Origin of the sequence: Paramagnetospirillum caucaseum (genome assembly GCF_000342045.1) — a bacterium.
Classification (GTDB): Bacteria; Pseudomonadota; Alphaproteobacteria; order Rhodospirillales; family Magnetospirillaceae; genus Phaeospirillum; species Phaeospirillum caucaseum.
Genome location: NZ_AONQ01000011.1, coordinates 53,166 through 79,255, shown reverse-complemented (window position 1 = coordinate 79,255; position 26,090 = coordinate 53,166). Strand labels below are relative to the sequence as shown.

24 protein-coding genes are annotated in these 26,090 nt (G+C 67.8%); 14 read left to right on the top strand and 10 right to left on the bottom strand.

What is annotated here, in order from left to right; translation table 11 throughout:
• The first annotated feature begins 10 nt into the window (after positions 1–10).
• The 12 genes from rplF (at position 11) to H261_RS05875 (ending at position 8,411) form a co-directional block, all read left to right on the top strand.
• Positions 11–544 carry a 50S ribosomal protein L6 gene (rplF, locus tag H261_RS05930; protein ID WP_008615433.1) on the top strand — a complete coding sequence of 178 codons (534 nt, stop codon included), beginning with the start codon at positions 11–13 and terminating at the stop codon, positions 542–544.
• An 11-nt stretch (positions 545–555) separates the two neighbouring features.
• Positions 556–918: a 50S ribosomal protein L18 gene (gene rplR, locus H261_RS05925; RefSeq protein ID WP_008615432.1), complete on the top strand. Its 363-nt coding sequence runs from the start codon at positions 556–558 to the stop codon at positions 916–918.
• 12 nt (positions 919–930) lie between these two features.
• The gene (gene rpsE, locus H261_RS05920) at positions 931–1,563 is read left to right on the top strand and encodes a 30S ribosomal protein S5 (protein WP_008615430.1); all 633 of its coding nucleotides are present in this window, start codon (positions 931–933) and stop codon (positions 1,561–1,563) included.
• A gap of 17 nt (positions 1,564–1,580) precedes the next feature.
• Positions 1,581–1,784 carry a 50S ribosomal protein L30 gene (gene rpmD / locus H261_RS05915; protein WP_008615429.1) on the top strand — a complete coding sequence of 68 codons (204 nt, stop codon included), beginning with the start codon at positions 1,581–1,583 and terminating at the stop codon, positions 1,782–1,784.
• A 57-nt stretch (positions 1,785–1,841) separates the two neighbouring features.
• Positions 1,842–2,321 (top strand): 50S ribosomal protein L15, encoded by a 480-nt coding sequence (rplO, locus tag H261_RS05910; RefSeq protein WP_008615428.1) that lies wholly within the window; start codon positions 1,842–1,844, stop codon positions 2,319–2,321.
• Between the two features lie 154 nt (positions 2,322–2,475).
• Positions 2,476–3,819: a preprotein translocase subunit SecY gene (secY, locus tag H261_RS05905; protein WP_008615427.1), complete on the top strand. Its 1,344-nt coding sequence runs from the start codon at positions 2,476–2,478 to the stop codon at positions 3,817–3,819.
• A gap of 25 nt (positions 3,820–3,844) precedes the next feature.
• Complete coding sequence (locus H261_RS05900; protein WP_008615426.1) at positions 3,845–4,498, top strand: adenylate kinase; 654 nt, start codon at positions 3,845–3,847, stop codon at positions 4,496–4,498.
• Between the two features lie 162 nt (positions 4,499–4,660).
• Positions 4,661–5,038, top strand: coding sequence for a 30S ribosomal protein S13 (rpsM, locus tag H261_RS05895; protein WP_008615425.1), 378 nt, complete (start codon positions 4,661–4,663; stop codon positions 5,036–5,038).
• 12 nt (positions 5,039–5,050) lie between these two features.
• Positions 5,051–5,446: a 30S ribosomal protein S11 gene (rpsK, locus tag H261_RS05890; RefSeq protein WP_002725469.1), complete on the top strand. Its 396-nt coding sequence runs from the start codon at positions 5,051–5,053 to the stop codon at positions 5,444–5,446.
• A 100-nt stretch (positions 5,447–5,546) separates the two neighbouring features.
• Positions 5,547–6,563, top strand: coding sequence for a DNA-directed RNA polymerase subunit alpha (locus tag H261_RS05885; protein ID WP_008615423.1), 1,017 nt, complete (start codon positions 5,547–5,549; stop codon positions 6,561–6,563).
• A gap of 192 nt (positions 6,564–6,755) precedes the next feature.
• Positions 6,756–7,178 (top strand): 50S ribosomal protein L17, encoded by a 423-nt coding sequence (gene rplQ, locus H261_RS05880; protein ID WP_040475806.1) that lies wholly within the window; start codon positions 6,756–6,758, stop codon positions 7,176–7,178.
• A 120-nt stretch (positions 7,179–7,298) separates the two neighbouring features.
• Positions 7,299–8,411, top strand: coding sequence for a class I SAM-dependent DNA methyltransferase (locus H261_RS05875; RefSeq protein WP_008615419.1), 1,113 nt, complete (start codon positions 7,299–7,301; stop codon positions 8,409–8,411).
• Here the strand turns inward: H261_RS05875 and H261_RS05870 are convergent.
• The 4 genes from H261_RS05870 to H261_RS05855 all read right to left on the bottom strand — a co-directional run bounded on the left by H261_RS05870 (position 8,398) and on the right by H261_RS05855 (position 12,947).
• Entirely contained in the window at positions 8,398–9,111 is a 714-nt protein-coding gene (locus tag H261_RS05870; protein WP_008615418.1) for an ATP12 family chaperone protein, read from the bottom strand. The two genes, H261_RS05875 and H261_RS05870, sit on opposite strands and share 14 nt — an antisense overlap.
• 29 nt (positions 9,112–9,140) lie before the next feature.
• Positions 9,141–11,156: an AsmA family protein gene (locus tag H261_RS05865; RefSeq protein ID WP_008615417.1), complete on the bottom strand. Its 2,016-nt coding sequence runs from the start codon at positions 11,154–11,156 to the stop codon at positions 9,141–9,143.
• Positions 11,153–11,842, bottom strand: a complete 690-nt coding sequence (locus tag H261_RS05860) for an HAD-IA family hydrolase (protein ID WP_008615416.1) — start codon at positions 11,840–11,842, stop codon at positions 11,153–11,155. The genes H261_RS05865 and H261_RS05860 overlap by 4 nt, the downstream gene beginning before the upstream one ends.
• Before the next feature lie 97 nt (positions 11,843–11,939).
• Complete coding sequence (locus tag H261_RS05855; RefSeq protein ID WP_008615415.1) at positions 11,940–12,947, bottom strand: RluA family pseudouridine synthase; 1,008 nt, start codon at positions 12,945–12,947, stop codon at positions 11,940–11,942.
• Positions 12,948–13,159: 212 nt separating this feature from the next.
• Between H261_RS05855 and H261_RS05850 the strand changes: the two genes are divergently transcribed.
• Complete coding sequence (locus H261_RS05850; protein ID WP_008615414.1) at positions 13,160–15,319, top strand: methyl-accepting chemotaxis protein; 2,160 nt, start codon at positions 13,160–13,162, stop codon at positions 15,317–15,319.
• 69 nt (positions 15,320–15,388) lie between these two features.
• Here the strand turns inward: H261_RS05850 and H261_RS05845 are convergent, their stop codons facing one another.
• The 3 genes from H261_RS05845 to H261_RS05835 are packed head-to-tail and all read right to left on the bottom strand — an operon-like array spanning position 15,389 to position 19,802.
• Positions 15,389–16,369, bottom strand: a complete 981-nt coding sequence (locus H261_RS05845) for a lysylphosphatidylglycerol synthase domain-containing protein (protein ID WP_008615413.1) — start codon at positions 16,367–16,369, stop codon at positions 15,389–15,391.
• Positions 16,366–17,229, bottom strand: a complete 864-nt coding sequence (gene hpnK / locus H261_RS05840; RefSeq protein WP_008615410.1) for a hopanoid biosynthesis-associated protein HpnK — start codon at positions 17,227–17,229, stop codon at positions 16,366–16,368. Before hpnK ends, H261_RS05845 begins: the two co-directional genes overlap by 4 nt.
• A gap of 14 nt (positions 17,230–17,243) precedes the next feature.
• Positions 17,244–19,802, bottom strand: a complete 2,559-nt coding sequence (locus H261_RS05835) for an MMPL family transporter (protein ID WP_235062876.1) — start codon at positions 19,800–19,802, stop codon at positions 17,244–17,246.
• A gap of 176 nt (positions 19,803–19,978) precedes the next feature.
• Here H261_RS05835 and H261_RS05830 point away from each other — a divergent pair, with 176 nt between their 5' ends.
• Entirely contained in the window at positions 19,979–21,946 is a 1,968-nt protein-coding gene (locus H261_RS05830; protein ID WP_008615405.1) for a YgiQ family radical SAM protein, read from the top strand.
• On the opposite strand, the gene H261_RS05825 is transcribed toward H261_RS05830, so the two are convergent.
• From H261_RS05825 to H261_RS05815, 3 genes are all read right to left on the bottom strand, one after another.
• The gene (locus tag H261_RS05825; RefSeq protein ID WP_008615403.1) at positions 21,909–23,879 is read right to left on the bottom strand and encodes a PAS-domain containing protein; all 1,971 of its coding nucleotides are present in this window, start codon (positions 23,877–23,879) and stop codon (positions 21,909–21,911) included. The two genes, H261_RS05830 and H261_RS05825, sit on opposite strands and share 38 nt — an antisense overlap.
• A 91-nt stretch (positions 23,880–23,970) precedes the next feature.
• Positions 23,971–24,876 carry a diguanylate cyclase gene (locus tag H261_RS05820; protein WP_008615400.1) on the bottom strand — a complete coding sequence of 302 codons (906 nt, stop codon included), beginning with the start codon at positions 24,874–24,876 and terminating at the stop codon, positions 23,971–23,973.
• A gap of 13 nt (positions 24,877–24,889) precedes the next feature.
• Positions 24,890–26,032 carry an EAL domain-containing protein gene (locus tag H261_RS05815; RefSeq protein WP_008615398.1) on the bottom strand — a complete coding sequence of 381 codons (1,143 nt, stop codon included), beginning with the start codon at positions 26,030–26,032 and terminating at the stop codon, positions 24,890–24,892.
• Positions 26,033–26,090 lie beyond the last annotated feature (58 nt).

Sequence of the window (26,090 nt, the reverse complement as noted above, 5' to 3'; positions counted from 1 at the left end):
GGACCTGAATATGTCGCGAGTCGGCAAATATCCCGTCTCGGTGCCGTCGGGTGTCACCGTTCAGATCACCGGCCCCGAAGTCACCGTCAAGGGCAAGCTTGGCGAGTCCAAGCTCACTCTCAGGGACAACGTCGAGGTCACCCTCGACGGCAACCTGATCTGGGTGAAGCCCAAGAACGAAACCAAGCATGCCCGCATGATGTGGGGCACTACCCGTGCCCACCTGAACAACATGGTCAAGGGCGTGTCCGAAGGTTTCACCGTCAATCTCGAGATCAACGGCGTCGGTTACCGTGCCGCGGTCGAGGGCAAGTCGCTGAAGCTGCAGCTCGGCTATTCGCACGACATCGAATATCCCATTCCGGATGATGTCGCCATGAAGTGCGAAAAGCCGACCGCCATCTCGATCACCGGTCGCGACAAGCGCCAGGTGGGTCAGATTGCGGCCGAGATCCGTGCCTTCCGTGGTCCCGAGCCCTACAAGGGCAAGGGTATCAAGTATGAAACCGAGACTATCCTCCGCAAGGAAGGTAAGAAGAAGTAAGGGGCTCCGCCATGATGACGCCGAAGAATCTTTTCGAGCGCCGCAAGCGGCGCGCCCGCCAGAGCATCAAGCAGAAGGGCAACGGTCGTATCCGTCTGTCCGTCTTCCGCTCCGGCAAGAATATCTACGTCCAGGTGATCGACGACCTCAATGGCGTCACCCTGGCCGCCGCCTCGACGCTCGACAAGGAGCTGAAGGGCAATTTGAAGACCGGCGCCGACAAGGCGGCTGCGGCCGCCGTCGGCAAGCTGATCGCCGAGCGGGCCAAGGCGGCCGGCATCACCGAGGTGGTGTTCGACCGCGGCGGCTATATGTTCCACGGCCGGGTCAAGGCCCTGGCCGATGCGGCCCGCGAAGGCGGCCTGTCTTTCTGAGGATGATGAGCAATGGCACGTACTCCCTCTTCTGATCGTCCCGATCGCGGCCGCGGCGGTGAACGCGGCGATCGGCCGAACCGCGGTCGCGGCGGCGCCGAGCAGACCCCGCGTGAGCGCGAGGAATCTGAATTCGTCGACAAGCTGGTTCACATCAACCGCGTCGCCAAGGTGGTGAAGGGTGGCCGTCGCTTCGCCTTCGCCGCCCTGGTCGTGGTGGGTGACGCCAAGGGCCGCGTCGGTTGCGGTTCGGGCAAGGCCCGCGAAGTCCCGGAAGCCATCCGCAAGGCCACCGAGCAGGCCAAGCGCAACATGATCAAGATCGCGCTGCGCGAGGGTCGCACCCTGCATCATGACGCCTTCGGCCACTTCGGTGCCGGCCGCGTCATCCTGCGGGCCGCCCCGGCCGGTACCGGCATCATCGCCGGCGGCCCGATGCGCGCCGTGTTCGAGACCATGGGGGTCCAGGACGTCGTGGCCAAGTGCCTCGGCACCTCCAACCCGCACAACATGATCAAGGCGACCTTCGACGCCCTGATCAACCTGGCTTCTCCCCGCCATGTTGCCGCCAAGCGCGGCAAGAAGGTGGGCGAGATCATCGGTCGTCGCGACGGTGCCGCCGCCGCGGCTGCGGCCGGCGCTTGATCGGGAGGACATTGAATATGGCCGCCAAGCAGAAGACCGCCGCCAAGCCGACCGTCAAGGTCACTCAGATCGGCAGCCCGATCGGCCGTCCGGCCGACCAGGGTGCCACCCTGATCGGCCTGGGCCTGGGTAAGATGCACCGCACCCGCGAGCTGGAGGATACTCCGGCGGTGCGCGGCATGATCACCAAGGTCCGCCACCTGGTGCGCGTGGAAGAATAGAACATCCGGGGGCCGGAGCCTGAACGCTCCGGCCGACCGTGACGAGGACGAAAAGAAATGAAGCTCAACGAACTTCGCGACAACGAGGGCGCGCGCTACCAGTCGAAGCGCCTCGGCCGTGGCATCGGCTCCGGCAAGGGCAAGACTTCGGGCAAGGGCGTGAAGGGTCAGACCTCGCGCACCGGCGTGGCGATCAACGGCTTCGAAGGCGGGCAGATGCCCATCTACCGCCGTCTGCCCAAGCGCGGGTTCCACAACCCGAACGCCAAGCACTTCGCCGTGATCAATCTCGGCCGGCTGCAGAAGGCCATCGACGAGAAGCGCATCGACGCCAGCAAGCCCATCAACGCCGAGGCCCTGTCGGCCGCCGGCCTGATCGGCAAGGTGCTGGACGGCGTCCGCCTGCTGGGCCATGGCGAGATCAAGGCCAAGGTCACCATCGAGGTGACCGGCGCCTCGGCCGCGGCCATCGCCGCCGTCGAGAAGGCCGGCGGCTCGGTCAGCGTGGCCGCGCCCAAGGCTTCCGCCGAAGGCTGAAGGTGAGGGGCCGCAAGGCCCTTCCATTCTTCACGCGTCGAATCCCCGGCCCGGGTCCCTTGACCCGGGTCAAGGGCTGGATCAAGGATTTGTGGTGCGGTGCCATGCCCCAACGGGGGCACCCCGCCCCCGCCACCGAACCCCGGAGTAAGGCATGGCCTCCGCTGCCGAGCAGCTCGCCGCGAATCTGAACTTTGGCGTTCTCGCCAAGGCCACCGATCTCAAGAAGCGAATCTGGTTCACCCTGTTGGCGCTGGTCGTCTATCGCCTGGGTACCTGGGTTCCCATGCCCGGCGTCGATCCGCAGGTGCTGGGCGACCTGTTCAAGCAGTCGGGCGGCGGCATGCTCGGCATGTTCGACATGCTGGCCGGCGGCGCGCTGAGCCGCATGACCATCTTCGCGCTGAACATCATGCCGTACATCTCGGCCTCCATCATCCTCCAGCTGATGACCACCGTGGTCCCGTCGCTGGAAGCGGTGAAGAAGGAAGGCGAGGCCGGCCGCAAGAAGATCAACCAGTACACCCGCTATCTCACCGTGGTCATCGCGGTGATGCAGGCCTACGGCATCGCCGTCGGCCTGGAGAGCATGACCAGCTCGCGCGGCAGCGCGGTGATGATGGACAGCTCGCTGCTGTTCCGCTTCTCTACCGTGGTGACGCTGACCGGCGGAACCCTGTTCCTGATGTGGCTGGGCGAGCAGATCACGGCGCGCGGCATCGGCCAGGGCACCTCGCTGATCATCATGGCCGGTATCGTCGCCGAACTGCCGTCGGCCATTGGCAGCACCCTGGAGCTGGGCCGTACCGGCGCGCTTCCCGTGCTGGTGATCATCGCCATCCTGCTGATGAGCGTCGCGGTCATCGCCTTCATCGTCTACATGGAGCGCGCCCAGCGCCGGATCATCGTCCAGTATCCGAAGCGCCAGGTGGGCAACAAGATGTTCGGCGGCGAATCCTCGCACCTGCCGCTCAAGGTCAACACCTCGGGCGTGATTCCGCCGATCTTCGCCAGCTCGATCCTGCTGATGCCGGTGACCATCGCCCAGTTCTCGGCGGCCGGCGGACCGGAATGGCTGACCACCTTCACCGCCCTGATGGGCCGCGGCCAGCCGCTATACCTGGCGCTGTATCTCGGCCTGATCGTCTTCTTCGCGTTCTTCTATACCGCCGTGGTGTTCAATCCGGTGGATACGGCCGAGAACCTGAAGAAGTACGGCGGCTTCATTCCGGGCATCCGCCCGGGCAAGAACACCTCGGACTATCTCGACTACGTGCTGACCCGGCTCACCGTGGTGGGCGCCGCTTACCTGTCGGCACTGTCGGTCCTGCCGGAGATCCTGATCAGCAAGTTCGCCGTGCCGTTCTACTTCGGCGGCACCTCGCTGCTGATCGTGGTGTCGGTGACCATGGACACCGTTGCCCAGGTCCAGTCGCATCTGCTTGCGCACCAGTACGAGGGACTCATCAAGAAGTCCCGGCTGCGCGGGCGGCGTTGATACGAAAAGCAAGAGGGGACATCCGATGAATCTCGTTCTGTTGGGGCCGCCCGGCGGCGGCAAGGGAACCCAGGCCAAGCGTCTTCAGGACAAGTACGGCCTGGTCCAGCTCTCCACCGGCGACATGCTGCGCGCCGCCGTTGCCGCGGGCTCCGAGGTGGGCAAGAAGGCCAAGGCGGTGATGGATGCCGGCCAGCTGGTGTCCGACGAGATCGTCATCGCCATCATCGACGAGCGCCTGGACCAGCCCGACGTGGCCAAGGGCGCCATCTTCGACGGTTTCCCCCGCACCGTGGCCCAGGCCGAGGCCCTGGACGCCATGATGGGGCGCAAGGGCAAGAAGCTGGACTTCGCCATCGAGATCCAGGTCCCCGACGCCTACATCGTCGAGCGCATCACCGGCCGCTACACCTGCGCCAAGTGCGGCGCCGGCTACCACGACAAGTTCCAGCTGCCCAAGGTCGCAGGCCAATGCGATTCCTGCGGCGGCACCGAATTCTCGCGCCGTCCGGACGACAATGTCGACACCGTGACCAAGCGCCTCGACGCCTATCATGCCCAGACCGCTCCGCTGCTGCCCTATTACGATAAGAAGGGCGCGCTCAAGCTGGTTGACGGCACCATGGACATTGCCGACGTGACCAAGGCCCTGGAAGGGATTCTGGACGCGGCGAAGTAATGTGATTCCATAGGGCGAGACGGTTGACTCTTGATCGAATCGCCCTATAATCCCGCACCTTCGGTTTCCCCCGTCATGGGCGAGGCCAGGGGCGCGTTTTTGGTTAACGGCTCCGGGTCATATCGTGGCGCGGTCTTTTTTCTGGTGAAGGAGTAACCAGCTTTGGCTCGTATCGCTGGCGTCAATATTCCGACGAATAAGCGCGTTCTGATCGCGCTGACCTACATTCATGGCATCGGTCGCGCCAAGGCGACGGAGATCACCACCTCGCTGGGTATCCCGGCCGAGCGTCGGGTCAATCAGTTGACCGACGACGAGGTGTTGAAGATCCGTGAGCTCATCGACCGCGACTTCCAGGTCGAAGGCGACCTGCGTCGTGCCGTGGCTATGAACATCAAGCGTCTGATGGATTTGGGCTGCTATCGCGGCCTGCGTCATCGCCGTGGCCTGCCGGTCCACGGCCAGCGGACCCACACGAATGCCCGTACCCGCAAGGGTCCGGCCAAGCCGATTGCCGGCAAGAAGAAAGTTACCAAGTAAGGAACACCTCCGATGGCTAAGCCCGCTGCTGCCGCGCGTCCCCGTCGCCGCGAGCGCAAGAACATCACCTCGGGCGTGGCGCATGTTAATGCCACGTTCAACAACACCATGATCACCATCACCGATGCCCAGGGTAATACCATTTCCTGGTCGTCGGCCGGCATGCAGGGCTTCAAGGGCTCGCGCAAGTCGACCCCGTATGCCGCCCAGGTGGCTGCCGAAGACGCGGGCCGCAAGGCGTCCGAGCACGGCATGCGCACCCTGGAGGTCGAGGTGAAGGGTCCGGGTGCTGGTCGCGAGTCTGCTCTGCGCGCGTTGCAGGCCGTGGGCTTCCAGATCACCTCGATCCGCGACGTTACGCCGATCCCGCACAACGGGTGCCGGCCGCGCAAGCGCCGTCGCGTCTGATCGGGTTTCCTTGGAATGGGATGCCGCCGGCTTCCTCGCACGAGGAGGTTCGGCGGCACGCCCGTTTTCGTTTTCCTTTGTTCAGCATGAGGTCACGCTCGTGATTCAGAAGAACTGGCAGGAACTGATTAAGCCCAACAAGCTCCATGTGGAGCCCGGGGCCGATGCGCAGCGCAGCGCCACCGTCGTCGCCGAACCGCTGGAGCGCGGCTTCGGCATGACGCTCGGCAACAGCCTGCGCCGCGTGCTGCTGTCGTCGCTCCAGGGTGCCGCCGTCACCGCCATCCAGATCGACGGCGTCCTGCACGAATTCTCGTCGATTCCCGGCGTGCGGGAAGATGTCACCGACATCATCCTCAACATCAAGACGCTGGGCCTGCGCATGCATGGCGAAGGGCCGAAGCGGATGCACCTGCGGGCCGTCGGCCCCGGCGAGGTCACCGCCGGCCTGATCGAGGTCGGCCACGACATCGAGATCATGGACCCCGACCTGGTGCTGTGCACCCTGGACGAGGGCGCCAAGCTGAACATCGAGTTCACGGTCGAGACCGGCAAGGGCTATGTCCCCGCCTCGCAGAACCGCCCCGAGGATTCGCCGATCGGTCTCATTCCGATCGACGCCATCTTCTCGCCGGTGCGCAAGGTGGCCTACAAGGTGGAAAACACCCGCGTGGGCCAGGTCACCGACTACGACAAGCTGTCCATGACCGTCGAGACCAACGGCGCGGTCACGCCGGATGACGCGGTGGCCCTGGCCGCCCGCATCCTGCAGGACCAGCTGCAGCTGTTCATCAACTTCGAGGAGCCCACCGCGGTCGTCGAGGAAGAGAAGAAGGACGAACTGCCCTTCAACAAGAACCTGCTGCGCAAGGTCGACGAGCTGGAGCTGTCGGTCCGTTCGGCCAACTGCCTGAAGAACGACAACATCATCTACATCGGCGATCTGGTCCAGAAGACCGAAGCCGAGATGCTGCGCACTCCCAATTTCGGCCGCAAGTCGCTGAACGAGATCAAGGAAGTGCTGGCGCAGATGGGTCTGCACCTGGGCATGGAAATCGCCAATTGGCCGCCGGAGAATATCGAAGAGCTGGCCAAGAAGCTGGAAGAGCCCTACTGATCCTCTTCTCTTGTCGTCATGGCCGGGCTTGACCCGGCCATCCAGACCCTTGGGGCTCAAGCCCGGGGGTGACGATTTGAGGGGGATGTTTTCGGACCGATCCGGTCCATCCGCCCGTTCTCCCATGATGGTGGCGCGGCGGCAGTACAATCGGTCTCGCCCGGCGAGGCCCAAGCGACGAGGAGAGTTGTTATGCGTCATGGTATGTCCGGCCGTAAGCTGAACCGCGACAAGTCGGCCCGCAAGGCCCTGTTCGTCAGCTTGGCGAACGCCCTGCTGAAGCACGAGCAGATCAAGACCACCCTGCCCAAGGCCAAGGACACCCGTCCCATCGTCGAGAAGCTGATCACTCTCGGCAAGCGCGGCGATCTGCACGCCCGCCGCCAGGCCTATGCCTTCCTGCGCGACGACAAGGTGGTCGCCAAGCTGTTCGCCGTCATCGGCCCCCGCTACAAGGAGCGCGCCGGTGGCTATTGCCGCGTTCTGAAGGCCGGCTTCCGCTACGGCGATTGCGCCCCCATGGCCATCATCGAGCTGGTCGACCGCGACCCCACCGCCAAGGGCACCGATTCCGGCCCGACCGCCGACAAGAAGGCCGATGCCGACGAGGAGTAAACCCTCCGGTTTCGGACGAGATGATCAGGGCCGCCCCCAGGGGCGGCCCTTTTCGTTGCAAAACAGCCCGTACCGGCGATGATGGTGGCGTGGCACGGCGGGACTGGATGGACGGCGGACATGAGCGAAGGCCTGGAACAGGACATCGAGTTGAGCGTCAACCTGATCCGCGCCGGGCGGCTCGACGACGCCCTTGCCCTGTTGGAGCGCTGCCGCGCCGCTCAGCCGGACAACCCCAACATTCCCCGCCTGATCGGCGAGGCGCTGGTCCATGCCGGGCGCAACCTCGACGCCTGCGCCCCCCTGGTGGCTTCGCTGCGCCTCCAGCCCACGCCGCCGGGCCTGCGGGCCCTGCTGATCGCGCAGTTCAATCTGAACGACAACCAGGGCATCATCGACGGCTGCAGCCATTTCCGCGACATGGCGTGGGAGGATGCCGACATAGTGGGGCTGTGGGGGTTCGCCCTCAACAACACGGGCCGGTTCGCCGAGGCGGTGGACGTGCTGCGGCGGGCTCTGGAATTGCACCCGGATGCCTTCAAGCCCCGCCGCAACCTGTCCTTCTCCCTGGCCTATCTGGGGCGGATGGAGGAGGCGGTGGAGGCTTTCGGCGGGGCGCTGCCGCCCTGGGGCGGGGGCGGCGAGGAAACCCGGCCGGTGGAACAGCTGGATGCGGTGGCGCAGGGCTATGACGCCAATTCCCTCCACGATTCGTTCAGCGTCCGCCTGCTGCGCCTGTACATGGAGACCTTCCCCGGGCGCCGGCTGAAGCGGGTGCTGGAACTGGGGACCGGAACCGGCCTTCTGGCCTCGCGGCTGCCCGCTTCGGCCACCCGCGTGGACGGGGTCGAACTGTCCCCGGCCATGCTGGCGCAGGCCCGCGCCCGCAAGGTCTACGACCTGCTGATCGAAGGGGCCATGCCCGGCATCCTGGCCTCCGTCGAGGGGCCGTACGACACCATTCTGTCGTCCTGTGTCCTGTACCACTTCGCCGACCTGCGGCCATTCTTCGCCGAGGCGGCCCGCCTGCTGGAACCCGGCGGCGCCTTCGCCTTCTCGGTGGATTGCATGGTGGACGCCCACGAGATCGCGGTGACCAATCCCGGCGAATACGCCCACAGCCGCCCCTATCTGCGCCGGCTGGCGGTCGCGACCGGATTCCGCGAGGCGGCGATCGAGATCGACGTCCACCGGGGGCCGCCCGGCTTCTGGTGCGCCTTCAAGAAGGGGTGAGCAGTCCCAGGAAGCGGGACGCCGCCTCGATGTCGGCCTTGAGCTCGGCGCGGCGGTCGGCCGCCTCCCAATCCTCGCCCCATTGTTCGATCTGGTAGGTTTCGTCGGTCTGCGAGGCCTGGAAGGCCGCTTCGGCGTCCAGGCGGCCCTCGGCCAGGGCGAGACCCAGGATCAGCGACCCCATGGCGGCGGTGGCCGATTGCAGGCCGGTCAGCCGCCAATCGTCATAGGACTCCAGATGGCGCTGCAGGGCGGCCAGCGCGCCGGTGGGCTGGGCCACGGCGCTCAGGCCGGTGGTGGTGACCAGCGGCGCATCCAGGGTCTGGGCGGCCCAGTCCAGCAAGGGCTGCCAGGCGGCACCCTGGCGCGCCGCCAGATCGGCGGGAATCTCGGCGCGGTAGCACAGCAGGTCGGTGCCGGCGTAGTTCATCAGCTGCTGGGTGATGTGGGCGCGCTCCGGCCCCACCCGGTCGAGGGCGGTGCTGGCCAACTGGGTCAAGGGCATGGTGGAGGGCCGGATCTGTTCCTCCTGGCCGCGCCATTCCCCGGCGATGGCCTCGGCCAGCCGGGGCGAGGGGACGCAGAGCAGGCGGGCGCCGGGGGTCTTGACGGCCTTGCCGTCCAGCAGGATGGCGAAGCCGCCGTCGCGGACCTCGACGGAAGAATCCTTGTAGAAGCGCTTGATGGACTTGGAGAGCACGGAGGGAACTTTCACGGGTGGGATGGGGCTCAGCGGGTGAGGCGGCGGGCCTGGGCGGCGCGGCAGGGATTGGCTTCGGCGTGGGCCTTGGCACGACTATCCGCCGTGACAACCGGCGCTCCGAGAACCCCCTTCACCCGCAGGAGCGGGGCGCTGCGGCTGGTCACCGCGATGTCCAGGGCTTCGGTCCGCAGGTCGATGCTGCCGGCGGCCATGGCGCCGGAGCCGGCGGTTTCCGCCGCCAGCCCGCGGTCGATACTGATCAGGCCGGCCTTGACCGGCAGGCGGGCCACCAGACAGCGCAGGCGCAGACCGTCGGCGCCCAGGGCGCCGGCATCGATGTCGCGGGCCAGGCGGGCGGGAAGCTCCCCGCCGCTGTTACGGGCCAACAGGGTCTCGCCCAGGGTAAGGGCCAGGCTGCCTTCGGCGGTGCCGGCCATGGCGCGGGGATTGCCGCCCTGCGCCTTGAGGTCGAGGGTGAAGTCTGCCTTGCCTCCCTTCAGGGCGCCACCGGTCAGGGCGGCGGGGTCGACGCCGCTTCCGGCCAGACGCAGGGCCAGGGCGGGAGTCTTGGCGGCCGCGTCCAGCCGCGCCTCGCCGGCTAATTGTCCCTCGCCGGCCCGGGCGGAAAAAGCTTCCAGCGACAGCCGTCCCGCCGCCATGCGAAGTTCGCCCGTGGCGTCGGACAGGGTGGCCGGCCCCCATTGCAGGCGGGTGGCGGCCAGCGACAGGGTGGCGTCCATGTCCTTGATCAGGTCGAGCGCCAGGGGCTCCACGCCGAGGATGCGGCCGTCATCGATGGGAATGGCCGGGCGCTGCGGCTGCGAGGACTGGGCGGAGCTGCCGCGGGACGGCGGCAGGGTGAAGTCCGCCGGATTCATCTGGGCGGCGGCCAGACGGCCGTAGAGGCGGGGACGCGGCGCCAGGACCAGGGACGCTTCCCCGGCCAGATCGCTCTTGCCCAGGCTGCTTTTCAGACCGGTGAGGCGCCAGCCGTTCTCGATGTCGGCTAGCCGGCCGGACAGCTTGACCGGCCCGACATTGGGCAGGTCGAGGTCCAGCAGCCGCATCATGCCGCTCAGGGATTCCGCCTCCAGGCTGACGGTCATGTCGATTCCGGCCCGGTTCAGGGCATCGGCCATCTGGCCCTTGGCGGTGATCAGCTGGGATTCGCGGCGGCCGATCACCGCGTCGATGTCGGCCAGGGCGATGGGGCCGGCGGCATCGGTGATCCGCGCCGCCAGCTTGAACGGGCCGAAGGTTTGGGCCGGCGGCTTGCCGGGGCGCAGGCGCAACAGGTCGGCCAGTTCCTCGCCCTGGGTGCGGAAATCCAGGTCGAGCCCCTTGCCGGCCAGGGGCGCCGCCATGGTGCCGCGCAGGGAGAGGTTGGCGCCGCCGACGCTGCCCTTGATCTGCAGCGGATAGGGCTTGGTGCCGCCCGTCAGGGCGGACAGGGGGCCGACGACGCCGGAAACGTCGAAGCGGCTGTCCTGCCAGCGTCCGCTCAGTTGCAGCGACAGCGGTCCTCCCGCCTCGCTTTCCGGGCGGACCTGGGCCTTGGTCACCTGGATGGTGGTTCCTGTCAGGCGGATGGCGGCATCCTCGATCAGCACCTCGCCGAGGGACGGGCGGGTGAGGAAGACGCCGGCCGGGGAATCGGCAAGGTTGACCGGCTTGGCCGCCGCCAGCCGGTCCAGGGTGCCGGCATGGAGGACCGGGCGGATCAGGCTGAGCGTCTCGAGCCGTAACTGGCGGAGCGCCAGCGGCACCAGGGCGATGCGGGCCTCGACGCGGTCGATGTAGAGGAGGTCGGCGCCCTGGCCCGCCGACAAGGTCACGCCGGTGAAGCTGAGGACCGGCGACGGCCCCAGTTTCAGCTTGGTCGGGCCGGCGAAGGAAAGGTCGAGGCCGCTGGCCGCCTTGACCCGCTCGGCCAGGAATTGATTGTAGGCTTCGGATTTCAGGGATTTGCCGGCCGCGATCACCGCGACCACCAGAACCAGGACCAGGGCGGCGACGATCTTGGCAATCGTGCTCGGCCTCATCCTCCGTCTCCGGCCTTGTCTCCGGTGAGCGCGTCGAGCACCTCGGTCAGGTTGTCGAAGGTGTCCAGCACCACCTGGGCACCGGCGCGCTGCAGTTCGTCCAGGGAATGATAGCCCCACGACACCCCGACCGCGGCGGTGCGGGCGGCGGCGGCCATGGCCATGTCGTAGGCGGTGTCGCCGATCATGGCGATCTCGCCCGGCTCCAGCCCGCAATCGGCGGCGGCCCGGCGCAGCATGGCCGGGTTCGGCTTGCTGGGATTGTCGTCGGCGGTCTGGATGGTGACGAAGCGGCCCTTGAGCTCGTGGGCTTCCAGCAGGGAATCGACGCCGCGCCGCGATTTGCCGGTGGCGATGCCCAGCAGCCAGCCCTCGCCCTCCAGGCGGTCGAGGGCCTCCTTCACGCCGGGGAACAGCGGCTCCATGGTGTCGGGCAGCAGGCGCATGGCGCGGAAGGCTTCCTTGTAGGAATCGGCCACGGCGCGGTGCACGGTGGGGCCGGCCCAGGGCAGCAGCACGGCGCAGGCGTCGACCAGGGACAGGCCGATGATGCGGCGCACCTGTTCAGGCCGGGGGATGCCCAGATTCAGGTTGCTCCACGCCTCGGTCATGGCCGAAACGATATTGTGCTGGCTGTCCACCAGGGTGCCGTCCACATCGAAGACGGCAAGGCGCAGATGGGACATCTTGCTCCGGCGCGCTGCTCGTATTTTTCGTAGGGTTATCTTACCCCATCGGGGACCCACAACCAACCGCCGGAATGCGGCGGATTGATGATGAATTCTATTCTTCCTCGAAGGACACGAAGGGCGGGCCGGATTCGCCCTCGGTGAAGCCGAAGAAATCGAAGCTGGCCTTGATGTGGGACGGCAGCGGTGCCGAGATCTCGATCGGCTTGCCGGTGCGCGGATGGGGCAGGCGCACGGCGCGGGCGTGCAGGTGCAGCTTGCGCGACACGCCGGTGCCCTCGATCAGGGCGGCCGCCCCGCCGTACTTGCCGTCGCCCATGATCGGGGTGCCCAGCAACAGGCAATGGGCGCGCAACTGGTGGGTACGGCCGGTGCGCGGCTCCATCTCCAGCCAGGCGGCCCGCTTCAGGGTGGAATCCACCACGCGGTAATAGGTGACGGCGTGCTTGCCGTCCTCCTTGTCCACCGCCACCTTCTCGCCGGCCTTGCCGGGCAGCTTGGCCAGGGGGGCGTCGATGCGGCCCTGGGGATAGCGCGGTACGCCGGCCACCAACGCCCAATAGCACTTGCGCGCCGCCCGGCTCTTGAAGGCGGCGGCCAGCTTGGCGGTGGCATTGGCGGTGCGGCCCAGCAGCAGCACCCCCGAGGTGTCCTTGTCCAGGCGATGGACCAGCTTGGGGCGCCCGGCGCCGAAGCTGAGCGCGTCCAGCCAGGCGTCCAGGTGCTTGTCGGCCATGCCGGTGCCGCCCTGCACCGCCAGTCCCGGCGGCTTGTTTAGGGCGATGATGTCGTCGTCCATGTAGATCACCGCGTCGCGCAGCATGCGCGCCGTCTTCTCGTCCACCGGAGCCGGCCTGGCCTCGCGCGGTCTGGCCTCGGAACCCGGAGCCTCGGCGGCGGGCAGCGGCGGCACGCGGATGGCCTGCCCGGCCTCGAGGCGCTGGTTGGACTTGGCGCGCTTGCCGTCCACCCGGACGTTGCCGGCGCGCAGCCATTTTTCCAGCAGCCCGTGGCCGATGGCGGGGAAATGGCGCTTGAACCAGCGGTCGAGGCGGATTTCGGCCTCTTCCTGGGCGACGGTGATGGTCTGAACTTCACTCATGGGGCGGACCCTACCGGCGGGATGGGGGACGGCACAACAGAAACTTTTTCGGAATAACGCAGCAAGAAAGTCTGGAATTCTGGGGATGGTCCTTGAATACGTAGGGATGCGTATTATTCTAAAGCTATGTATTGGGGTATGCCCTACGACGTGGACACTTGTATTGGTTGATCATCCTGACGGACGGGTCCAACCAAGATTGGAGAGCTGCAATGCGCGACAATGGCCCGATCACCAACCGCGAAGTGGAACTGAAGGACGGCGACATGCTGGTGTCGCGGACCGATGCCGGTGGGCGCATCACCTTCGTCAACAAGGCGTTCATCGACATCAGCGGCTTCACCGAGCAGGAATTGCTCGGCTCGCCTCATAATCTGGTGCGCCACCCCCACATGCCCAAGGAGGCCTTCACCGATCTGTGGGCGGCCATCAAGGCCGGGCGGCCGTGGGAGGGCTTCGTCAAGAACCGCAGCAAGACCGGCGACCATTACTGGGTGCGGGCCAACGTCACGCCGTTCATGGAGGACGGCAAGATCGCCGGCTTCATCTCCATCCGTTCCAAGCCGACCCGCGCCCAGATCAATGCCGCCGAGCAGGCCTACCAGCTGTTCCGCGAGGGCAAGGCCCAGGGGCGGACCATCAGGGACGGGCGGGTGGTCTCCACCGGGCTGGCCGGAAAGCTTGGCGAGATGAAGAATTCCATCGCCGGGCGGCTGGGCGGCGTGCTGGCGACGCTGGGGCTGCTGATGCTGGTCACCGGCTGGCTGGGCGTGTCGGGCCTGCGCGGCGTGGCGGAGGATCTCAAGGTCGTCTACCAGGAGAATACCCTGGCGGCCATCGACCTGGCCCATATCGCCGACCTGACCCAGGAGAATTTCCGCCAGGTCTCCTCCATCGGCAACGAATTGCTGCTGGGCAAGCAATGGCGGCCGGTGGGTGAGCGGGTGGCCGATATCGAGGCCAATATCGCCACCGTCAACCGCAAATGGGAAAGCTATTCGGCCGGGACCCATTCCGAGGAGGAGAAGCGGCTGATCGACGCCTTCGCCGTGGCGCGCACCGCCTTCCGCGACCAGGGATTGCTGCCCGCCATCGATCTGGCGCGCCGGGGCGACGGCGCCGCCCTGGCCACCCATATTGGCGACCGGATGCGGCCCCTGTACAACCAGACCCACAAGGGATTGCTCTCCCTGATCGCCTACCAGAGCAAGGATGCCGCCGCCACCTTCGCCAAGGCCGAAAGCGAGGCGTCCCGCGACATCATGCTGCTGCTGGTCACCATCGGGGCGGCGCTGGTGCTGGGACTGGTGATGGCCGTCCGCATCCTGGCCGCCATCCAGGCGCCGCTCAAGGCCATGGAGCGCCATTTCGACGCCATCGCCGCCGGCAATCAGGCCCACGAGATTCCGGTGGCCGACGTGCACGAGTTCGGGCAATTGCACTCGCTGCTGCGCGCCCTCAAGGCCAAGCTGGGCTATTCCACCCTGGAAAAGGCCGAACTGGACCGTCAGGCCGAGGAAAACCGCAAGGCCGAGCTCAACCGTGTCGCCAAGTCCCTGGAGGACCGGGTCAAGGGGGTGGTCGACCTGATCGACGTGTCGTCGGGCTCGCTGCTTGGCAATGCCCAGACCCTGTCTGCCAACGCCCAGCAGACCATGGTGCAGGCCGGCAACGTCACCGCCATGACCGGGCAGGTCACCGCCAACGTCCAGTCGGTGTCGGCGGCCACCCAGGAGCTGTCCTCGTCGGTGACCGAGATTTCCCGCCAGGTGGCCCACGCCGCCACCATTTCGGGGGACGCGGTGCGCCAGGCCGGCGAGACCGACCGCATGGTGCGCGGTCTGGCCGAGGCGGCCCAGAAGATCGGCGAGGTGGTCAACCTGATCAACGACATCGCGGCACAGACCAACCTGCTGGCGCTCAACGCCACCATCGAGGCGGCGCGGGCCGGCGATGCCGGCAAGGGCTTCGCCGTGGTCGCCAACGAGGTCAAGCATCTGGCCAACCAGACCGCCAAGGCCACCGAGGAGATCGGCCAGCAGGTCACCGCCATCCAGTCCGAGACCCGCTCGGCGGTGGACGCCATCCGCTCCATCTCGGGCACCATCGAGAACATCAGCGAATTGTCCTCGGCCATCGCCGCGGCGGTGGAGGAACAGGGCGCCGCCACCGCCGAGATTGCCCGCTCGGTGGAGCAGGCGGCCCACGGCACCGCCTCGGCCGCCGAGAACGTCGAGGTGGTCTCGGGCGCCGCCGAGGAGACCAAGCTGATGTCCGATCAGGTGTTCGACGCCGCCACCGGCCTCAAGGGCGCCTCCAACCAGCTGGCCCAGGAGGTGGCGGGTTTCATCCGGGAAATCCGCAGCGCTTAAGGCGGGCAGGATGCCCGCGCTCCAGGAGATGGATCGGAGCGCGGGCGTCTCGCCCACATTGGCACGATATCAGGTCTCGGTCTTCTCGGCCGGGACCTTCGCCTTGGCGGTGGAATGCTCGATATAGTGCCAGGCGAACAGGGCGGGCAGGCCCATCAGCAATTCGCGGCCGCGCTTCAGGAGCGACACCGCCAGGGCGATCTCGGTGGGCAGGCCGAGCACGGCGCCCACCAGCATGTAGCCGCCTTCCTGCAGGCCGATGGCGCCAGGCACCACGAAGGCCACCGAGCGGATGGCGTAGATGATGCTTTCCAGCGCCAGCACCTCGGCCAGCCCCAGGGGATAGCCCAGCAGGTACAGCGCCACCCAGGCCTCGATGGCGCCCGCCGCCCAGGCCAGGACGTGCCAGAACACCGAGCGGGCGAAGCGGCGGTGGTCGGCGTAAAGGGCGAGGACGGCGGCGTGCACCCCGGAATCTGCGTCGGGGGCGTCCCAGGCGTGGGGCATGATCCTGGCCGGCAGGGTTTCCAGGAAACGCATCACCACCGAACGCTGCAGCGCCACGAAGATGGCCAGGCCGGGAACGCTGATGCCCAGCGCGATCAGCGCCCAGCGGGTGATCTCGGCGTCGGGATAGAGGTGCACCCACAGGGCGACGCCCAGCAGGCTGAAGAAGAACTGGGCGATGGCCTCGGCGGTGACGTCGACCATGACCACGGCGGTGGCGTCGGCGACGCGGAAGCCGTAGCGGTTCATCAGGCGGATGGCGGCCATCTCGCCCGACAGGGGCAGGATGCCGGCCAGTTCGCCCACCCCGTCCTTGATCCAGCGGGCTACCGAGAATTTCAGCGTCGGCACCTCGTCCTGCAGCAGGCCCCAGGCGATGCCGCACAGCGCCACCGGCAGGACGTGGGTGACCGCCATCAGCACCACGCCGCTCCAGCCGGCGGTGTCCAGCGCGCCGCCCACGTCGCCGAAGCCGTCGCGCATGAACCAAGCCACGGCGACGATCAGGACGATGACCCCCAGGCGCAGCAGGTTGGCCTTCATGACCGGGCCGCCTCGGCGGCGAAGGTGGTGAGATGGATGCCCAGTTCGGCGACCTTGCGGCGGTTCTCGGGGGCGATCAGCGCCTTGTACTCCTCGTCGATGCGGTAATGGGGCGGCATGGGGCGGGGCGCCGCCCAATGCTCCGTGGCGGGGTGGCAGTAGATTTCCGACAACCCGTCGGGCAGCACGCCCAGGAACGAATGCACCTTGGCGGCGTCCATCCGCCCGGAATCGTTGAGGCCGAAGGCCCGCTCGTTGACCACCAGCCCCCGTCCCCGGGCCTTGGCGGCCATGGCGCGGTTGCGCCGCCAGTGGAAGATTCCGTTGAACAGCCTTGTGCCCAGCCGGTCGCCGCGCGCCCGGTGGGACAGCAGCGGCGGCTCCCACGGGATGCGGATGCCCGGCGCGCCGTATTCCACCGCCAGATCGAGCACCAGATCGAACACCGTCGGGTGCTGGTGGTAATGGTGGTGGAAGTCCACATGGGCGAGGGGCAGGCCGGTGGCCTTGAACAGCTCGAACTGGGCCCGCATCTCGGCGGCGGCCTGCCGCTGGGCGGCCTTGGACAGGAAGATGCGGGCGCCGAGTCGCACCAGGTCCAGGGTGAACAGCCCCCCTCCGTCGACCAGATCGGGAATTTCGGATGGCGGCAGGGCGGGGATGCCGTCCACCAGGGTGACGTGCAGACCGACACCCAGATGGGGCAGGCGGCGGGCGCGCTCCACCGCGTCCTCCACCGCGCCCTCGGTGACCATCAGGCTGGCGGCGGTGAGGATGCCGTTGACGTGGCCGTCCTCCACCGCCCGGTTGACCTGGAGCGAACGGCCGAAATCGTCGGCGGTGACGATCAGACGTTTCATGGGGGGCCGGCGCTTCATTTCGGCTTGCCGATCAGGTGGAAGATGGCGGGCAGCACCACGAAGGTGGACGCCACCGTGATGCTCAGCGACAGGAACAGCAGCATGCCCATGGAGGCGGTGCCCAGGTGGGGCGACACCGCCAGGCTGCCGAAGGCCGAGCCGGTGGTCAGCGCCGAGAACAGCACCGCCCGCGTGGTGGGCGACGACAGGTGGTCGGTGACGCCGTTGCGCCAGTTGACCACGAAATAGATGTTGAAGGCCACGCCGATGCCCAGCAGCAGCGGCAGGGCGATGACGTTGGCGAAATTGAGCGGAATGCCGGCCAGCCGGGCGCCGATCACCGTGGCCAGGGCGCCCAGCACCAGCGGCGCCAGGACCAGCACCGAATCCAGCACCCGGCGGACCATCAGCCACAGCAGCAGGCCGATGGCGGCCAGGGCGCCCAGGCCGGCGATGGCGAAGGCCCGGATCACCACCCGTCCCGCTTCCTCCATGGAGATGGGGGCGCCGGCGATTTCGGGCGCCACCGCCGAAACGGCGGCGATGAAGCGGCGGCGCTGCTCCTCGTCCTGGACGTCGAACTTGGGCAGAATCTGGACCCGGGTGCGGTGGCCGTCGGTGGCGATCCACTCGCGCTTCATCTCGGCGGGCAGGGTGTCGAGGCTGACCGCCTCGGCCTCCAGCGACCGCCTGAGGCCCGACAGCAGGGCGGGCAGGCCGGCGGCGGCGGCATTCTGGTATTCGGCGGCGGCCCGGGGGCCCTTGGCGGCGATGGCCTTCAGATGCCCGGCCAGGACCCGCGACGGTGGGTGGTCGGGGGCGATGGCCTCCAACTGCCCGGCCAGCTTGCCGATGGCGGCCACCAGTTCGTCGGGCGACGGGGCGGGCAGCACCCTGGCCGGGTTGAGGGTCGGCCCCAGGACCATGGCGACGTCACCGATCATGGCCAGCTTTTCGTCCTGTCCCTCGGGAATGAAGGTGGTGACCGTCATGGCCCGGTGCACCTCGGGCAGATCGGACAGCTTGTCGGCCAGGGCGCGGGCCGCTTCCACCGACGGGGCCAGGGTCGCCAGGTGGTAGACGCCGTTGTCCGGCTCTTTGGCCAGATCCATGAAGGTGGCGACCGCCTCGGCCTTGGGGTCCTGCAGATGCAGCGGATCGAAGTCCAGCGGCATCAGCGGCAGCAGGGCGGCGCCGGCCAGCCCCACCGCGCATCCCGCCAGCACGATGGGCCTGGCGTGGCGGCGGAGCGCGGCGTCGGCGCCCTGGAGCCTGAGGCCCACCGGCTCCTTTTCCGGCAGCGGCCTGAGCAGGGCCAGCAGGGCCGGCAGCAGGGTGAAGTCGATGACCAGGGCGATGATCATGCCGCAGCCGGCGATCAGCCCCAGCTGCGACACGCCGGTATAGTCGGTGGGCATGAAGGACAGGAAGCCGACGGCGGTGGCGATCGCGGCCAGGGTCAGCGGCGCCGCCATGGAGGCGGCCGCGCCGCGCAGGGCGGCCCGCGGGTCGTCCTTGAGAAAGCGTTCGTTGCGATAGGCGGTGACGAACTGGATGCCGAAATCCACGGCGATGCCGACGAACATCACCGCGAAGGCCACCGAGATGGGGTTGAGGCTGCCCACCGCCGCGGTGGCGAAGGCCGCCGTCCCCACCAGGCCGACGATCAGACTGATGATGATGGCCGCCACCACCCGGGCCGAGCGCACGCCCCAGAACAGCAGCGCCACCACCGCCAGGAACGACAGGGGGGCCGAGATTTCCACGCCCTCGGCCACCGTGGCGAAGTTGGCGTCGGCCAGGGCGAGGCTGCCGGTGATCCGCACGCGATAGCCCTTCTCCGGCACCAGCCCCAGGTCGCGGGCGGTGGCGTGCACCGCGCCGATCAGATCGGCGGCGGGTTCCAGCGCGCCGTAATCGAGGGGGCCGTGCACCATCAGGAAGCGGCGCGGCGCGTCCTTGGCCGGGCCGCCCGACATCAATCCCTGCCAGTCCACCGGCTCGGGCGTCCGGCCGGCGGCGATGGCGGCGGCGGGCTTGTCCAGTTGAGCCAGCAGCGGCTCGATATCCTTGGGCGCCGCCTGGCCGTGGCTGATGCCCTGCAGCACCAGGTCCACCGAGGCCAGCAGGCCGCGCAACGAGGGGTCCTTGGCGATGGAGCCCAGCAGCGGCTGGGCCTGGACCAGACGCTCGACGATCTGCTCCAGTTCGGCGGGGGAGAGGAACAGCAGGCCGTTCTTGCGGAAATACATTTCCTCGGCGGGGCGGGCGGCGCCGTGGACGATTCCCTTGTGGGCGGCGGGCAGGGCGCGGGCGAGGCGTTCCACCGCATCCTCGGCCAGTTCGGCGGTGGGGCCGTCGATGACCACCGCCAGCCGGTCGGTGGCGTGGGCAAAGGCCTGGTCGATGGTCTTTTCCACCTTGCGGAACGGCAGATCGGACGAGATCAGCTTGCTTTCGTCGGTGTCGAGCGACAGGTGGGCGGCGGCATACCAGCCCAGGGCCGCGGTGACGGCCAGCGAGGCGACCACCACCGCCAGGGCGTGGCGCCAGCACCAATCAACCAGTCGCACCGCCAACTCTCGTCCCATGGTTTTCCGGCTTCCCGACACTGCTGGAGGCAAAGCCGGGAATTTGCCCGCAGCGGGCCGCCAGGGCAAGCAACATCGCTGCATCCCAGGAAATCAGATGTTGCATCCGGGCGGCAAAGGGGAGGAAGAGAAGGGGGCGACAACCCCCAGGACCGACCATGACCGCTTCCCTGTCCTTTCCCCGCCGTCCGGCGGCACCCTTCCTGCCCATGAGCCGGGCCGAGATGGAGGCGCTGGGCTGGAACCAATGCGACGTGGTGCTGGTCACCGGCGACGCCTATGTGGACCATCCCAGCTTCGGCATGGCCATCGTCGGCCGCCTGCTGGAATCCCAGGGCTTTAAGGTGGGGATCATCGCCCAGCCCGACTGGAGCGGTCCCGAGCCCTTCCGCGCCCTGGGCCGCCCCCGCCTGTTCTTCGGGGTGACGGCGGGCAACATGGATTCCATGGTCAACCGCTACACCTCGGACCGGCGGCTGCGCAGCGACGACAGCTACACGCCGGGCGGCGAGGGGGGCGGGCGGCCCGACCGTGCCGTCATCGTCTACGCCCAGCGCTGCCGCGAGGCGTTCAGGGACGTCCCGGTGGTGATCGGCGGCATCGAGGCGTCCTTGCGCCGCATCGCCCATTTCGACATCTGGTCGGAAAAGCTGCGCCGCTCGGTGCTGATGGACGCCAAGGCCGACCTGCTGGTGTTCGGCAACGCCGAGCGGGCCATCGTCGACATCGCCCGGCGGACGGCGGCGGGCGAGGCGCCCAGAACTATGCACGACATAAGGGGCTCGGTGTTCGTGCGTGATGCGGTGCCCGACGGCTGGCGGGTGGTGGATTCCTCCGACCTCGACGCCGCCCAGCCCGCCGTCAAGGGGGACAAGGTGGTGGTGCGCCTGCCGTCCTTCGAGCAGGTGCGCGACGATCAGGTGCTCTACGCCCAGGCGTCCCGCGTCCTGCACCAGGAAAGCAACCCCTTGAACGCCAGGCCGCTGGTCCAGCGCCACGGCGACAAGGAGGTCTGGGTGGCCGAGCCGCCGGTGCCGCTCTCCACCCCCGAACTGGACGGAATCTACGGCTTGCCCTACGCCCGGGGGCCGCATCCCTCCTATGGCGAGGCCAGGATACCGGCCTGGGAGATGATCCGCTTTTCCATCAACATCGTGCGCGGCTGTTTCGGCGGCTGCTCCTTCTGCTCCATCACCGAGCACGAGGGCCGTATCATCCAGAGCCGCTCGGCCGACTCCATCGTGCGCGAGATCGAGGAGATCAGGGACAAGACCAAGGGGTTCACCGGCACCATCTCCGATTTGGGCGGACCCACCGCCAACATGTGGCGGCTGGGCTGCCGCGAGCCCGAGGTGCAGAAGGTCTGTCGCCGGCTGTCCTGCGTCTATCCCGATATCTGCAAGACGCTCGGCACCGACCATGATCCGCTGATCCGCCTCTACCGCGCGGCGCGCGGCGTCAAGGGCGTTAAGCGGGTCAGCATCGGCTCGGGCGTGCGCTACGATCTGGCGGTGACCAGTCCGGCCTATGTGGACGAACTGGTCCGCCACCATGTGGGCGGCTATCTCAAGATCGCCCCCGAGCATACCGAGGACGGGCCGCTTTCCCGGATGATGAAACCGGGCATCGGCTCTTACGAGCGTTTCAAGGAGATGTTCGAGGCAGCGGCGGCCAAGGCGGGCAAGAAGCTCTACCTCATTCCCTATTTCATCGCCGCCCATCCCGGCACCACCGACCGGGACATGCTGAACCTCGCCCTGTGGCTGAAGAAGAACGGATTCCGGCTGGATCAGGTGCAGACCTTCCTGCCCACCCCCATGTCGCTGGCCACCGCCATGTACCACAGCGGCCGCGATCCCATTCGGCCGGTGCGCCGGGCGGGCGAGGAGGTGTTCTCGGCCAAGGGGCTGCGCCAGCGGCGCCTGCACAAGGCCTTCCTGCGCTGGCACGATCCCGAGAACTGGCCGATGCTGCGCGAGGCATTGCAGAAGATGGGCCGCGCCGACCTGATCGGGCCAGGCCAGCACCAGCTGGTGCCGCGCGGCGGCCAGACGGCGGGGGGGCCGCGCCCGGCGAGGAGCAACGATCTCAAGGGACGGTGCACGACGCGGGAAAATAGACGCTGACCGTGGTGCCCTTGCCGGGGACCGAGCGGATGTCCAGGCGGCCGCCGTGCAGTTCGGCCAGGGACTTGGCCAGCGGCAGGCCCAGCCCGGCGCCCTCGAAGCGGCGGTCCAGCCCGGTGTCCACCTGACCGAACGGCGACAGGGCGATGGCGATGTCCGCCTCGCTCATGCCGATGCCGGTATCGGCCACGTGGAAGGCGATGCCGCCCGATGGCTGCCGTTCGCCCCGCAGGGTGACGCTGCCGCCCGGCGGGGTGAACTTGACGGCGTTGCCCAGCAGGTTGATGAGGATCTGCTTGGTCCGCCGGGAATCGATCATCAGGTCGGGCAGCGAGGCGGCCACCTCGTCGGCCAGCCGGATGCCACCGGCCTCGGCGCGGGTGGTGACCAGACGCAGGCAGGAATCCGCCATGTCGTGCGGGCAGACCTGCTCGATGCACAGGGTGAAGGCGCCGATCTCGATGCGCGAGATGTCGAGGATGTCGTTGATCATGGCCAGCAGGTGCTGCCCGGCCGAGTGGATGTCCTGGCCGTAGACGCGGTAGCGCTCGCCCACCGGCCCGAACATCTCGCGCGAGATGATTTCCGAGAAGCCCAGGATGGCGTTGAGCGGGGTGCGCAACTCGTGGCTCATGGCGGCCAGGAAGTCGGTCTTGGTCCGGTTGGCCGCCTGGGCCAGGGCGGTGGCCTCGCGCAGCCGCTGTTCCGCGTGGTGGCGATGGGTGACGTCGTGGGCGATGACCATCACCCGGGGAATGCCCTCCTGGTCGACGGGATAGGGGGTCATGGTGGTCTCGAACCAGCGGCCGTCGCGCTCGTCCTCGAAATAGACGGCGTGGCCCTCGAACACCGCCTGCTGGGCGTGGGCGAAACGGCGTTCGGCCACCTGGGGCGGCATGGTGGAGAAGATGTTGGAGCCGATCATCTGGTCCTTGCAGGCCCCCAGGCCGCGCGCCGCCTCCTCGTTGAGGTCGACGATGGTGCCGTCCAGGCTGATCAGCAGCACCAGCAACCCCGGGGCGTCCAGCATGGCCCGCGCCATGGTCGCCGCCTCGCGCAGCGATTCCTCGGCCTTGGCCCGCGCCGTGATGTCGGTGAAGGTGCTGATGAAGCCGCGCCCGGGGATAGGGTTGCCGCGCACCTCGATCACCGTGCCGTCAGGCCGGGTGCGGTCGAAGGCGTGCGACTCCATCTTGCGGGCCATCTCGACCCGCTGCCGGGCCAGTTCGGCGGGGTCGCCGGGACCGTATTCGCCGCGCTGGGCGTTGTAGAGCATGAATTCGTGGAAGTTGATGCCCTTGATGTTGAAGCTGCCGGGAATCTGGGTCAGCTCGAAGAAGATCCGGTTGGCCACCACCAGGTCGAGGTTGTTGTCGAACAGGCAGACGCCTTGGGGCATGTGCTGGACGGTGGCTTCGAGGAATTCGCCGTAGGCGCGGTGGCGCTCCTCGCTTTCGCGCAGGGCCTGGGTGCGGCGTTCGACCATCTGGTCGAGACGGTCGTTGGAATCACGCAGGTTCTCGGCCACCTGGCGGTTGACGGTGACGTCGCTGTAGGTGGCGACGAAGCCGCCGCCGGGCAGCGGATTGCCGATGATTTCCAGGACGGTGCCGTTGGGGCGGGTGCGCTCCAGGCGATGGGACCTGAATTCCAGCGCCGAGGCCACCCGGCGGTCGACCGTGGCTTCGACGTCGCACGCGCCGTACTCGCCGCGCCGGGCGTTGAAGCGGATGATGTCGGCAAAGCCCAGGCCGTGGTGGAGAAAGTCTTCCGGAAAATCGTGCAGGTCGGTGAATTGCCGGTTCCACAGCAGCAGACGCAGGTCGGCGGAAAACACCGAGATGCCCTGATCGAGGTGATCGAGCACACCCTGCATCATCGTCATGTCGATGGCATGACCGGACGGAGCGCCCTTTCGGCCCTCACCCATCATTCAATCGCCTCCCGGGGGGATTATCTTTTTTGGGGAAATGATAATCGATTTCCGCCCCCGAACCAGCCTTTCCGTACTTTCCCGGGAATGTTCAGCCGCCGTTCCAGGCGGTGACCCGGTTGCGGCCGGCCCGCTTGCCGTCGTAAAGGGCGGTATCGGCGCGGTCGAGGGATTCCTCCACCGACAGGTCGGCGGACAATTCCGCCAGGCCGAAGGTGGCGGTGACCGGAACCGGCTGGCCGCCGGCGGTGGCAAGGTCGAGGGCCGCGATGGCGGCCCGCATGCGCTCCAGCACCTGGAGGCCCGCCTCCTGGCTGGCGGCGGGCAGACAGACCAGGAATTCCTCGCCGCCATAGCGGTAGAGCACGTCGTAGGGCCGCACGGTGTGGCGCAGGCATTCCGCCACCGCCCGCAGCACCCGGTCGCCCACCGAATGGCCGAAGGTGTCGTTGACCCGCTTGAACAGGTCGATGTCCACCAGGCCGATGCAGCAGGGCTGGCCCAGCCGGATGGAGCGGTCGCGTTCACCGATCAGGTGGCTCATCATGGTCTGGCGGTTGCCCAGGCCGGTCAGGGCGTCCACCGTGGCCAGGGTACGCCAGGCATCGCGCTCCAGCCCCTGGGCGGTGGTGCTGAAGGCGAGGACCAGGGCCATCATCGCCTCGTAATCCGAGGTGGTGACGGTGTGCCCCCCGGCCGCCCGCCCGGTGATCTGTTCGGCCTTGAAGTGGATGTCGCGGTGAAGCTGGCCCAGTTCGGCGAAGCTGGGATAGGTGGCCATCACCGACTGGCCGGCGCCGTCGAACCAGTCGGTGAAGCGGCAATGATCCGCCGCCGGGCCGGGGCGGGCCTGGTCGTCCCAGTTGAGGACCGAACTGTACCAGGCCTGCAGCCAGTCCACATGGCTGGACAGCGCATGCTGGTAGGCGGCCAGGCTGGCGAAGACCCGCTCGGTCTGGACGTGGGGATGGGCGGAATCGTCGGGTTCAAGACTCATGACGGGCGCCCTTTCAGACCTTTTTCAGGACGTCGTCCACCGCCCGGGGGGCGGCGAAGCGGGTTCCCTGTCCCAGGGTGAAGCCCAGTTCCAGCAGGATGCCGGTGGTTTGCCTGCTCTCGATGCCCTCGACGATGACCTCGATGCCCAGCCGGCCGCACAATTCCCGCAGCCCCTCCAGCACGCCGCGCTGGCGGGGCGAGGATTCGACGCCCTCCACCAGGCTGCCGTCGATCTTCAGGATGTCGATGGGCAGGCGGTAGAGGAAGGCCAGCGGCGAGAAGCCGGTGCCGAAATCGTCGAGCGCGATGCGGATGCCGCAATCGCGCAACTCGGCCAGCATGGAATCGGCGTCCGAGGTCTCGTCGATCAGCATGGTCTCGGTGATCTCGACGCAGACCCGGCGCGGCGGCAGGCGGTGCTGGGCCAGCATGCGCTTCAGGGTGTCGACCAGGGTGCGGTCGCGCAGGTGCCAGGCCGAGACGTTGATGGCTACGAAGGGGGCGTCCTCGTCCTGCCCGAATCCGGCGCAGATGTTCAGCGCCCGGTCGGCCATGGTCAGGTCGATGCGGCGGATCAGGCCGGTGCGCCGGGCCAGCGGCAGGAAGTCGCAGGGCGTCATCAGCCCGAATTTCGCCGAGCGCCAGCGCGCCAGGGATTCGTAGCCCCGCACGGCGCCGGTCCTCAGATCGACGATGGGCTGAAGGAACGGTTCGATCTCGCCCCGGATGATGCCTTCGGCGATGTCGCGCTCGCGCAGCACCTCCTCGAAGCCGGGTCCGAAATCCGAGCTTTGCAGGGCGGCCATCACCTCGGAATCACCCATGGCCCGCGTCTGCCGCAGCCGGCCGACCAGCTTGCGCATCAGTTCGGCGAAGAAGGGGTCGGAGCGGGCAATGGATTGCTGGATCTTCTCGGCCCGCACCATCACCAGCCGCGCCGGCGTTTCGGCGGTGGCGGTGGCCGAGCGCGGCTCGCCGTCGATGACGCCCATTTCGCCGAACACCTCGCCCGGTCCCAGCAGGGCCAGGCGGCGGGACTCGCCTTCGAGCGCGTGCCGGATGCCGATGGTGCCGGCCTCGATCAGATACGCCACGTCGGCGGCATCCCCCTGGCGAAAGATCACTTCGCCCGCCGCAACATCCCTGGTCAGCATGCCCTCGTCCGCTCCGCGAAACGTCAGATATATGAATAGAGAGTGAACCACGCCCGAT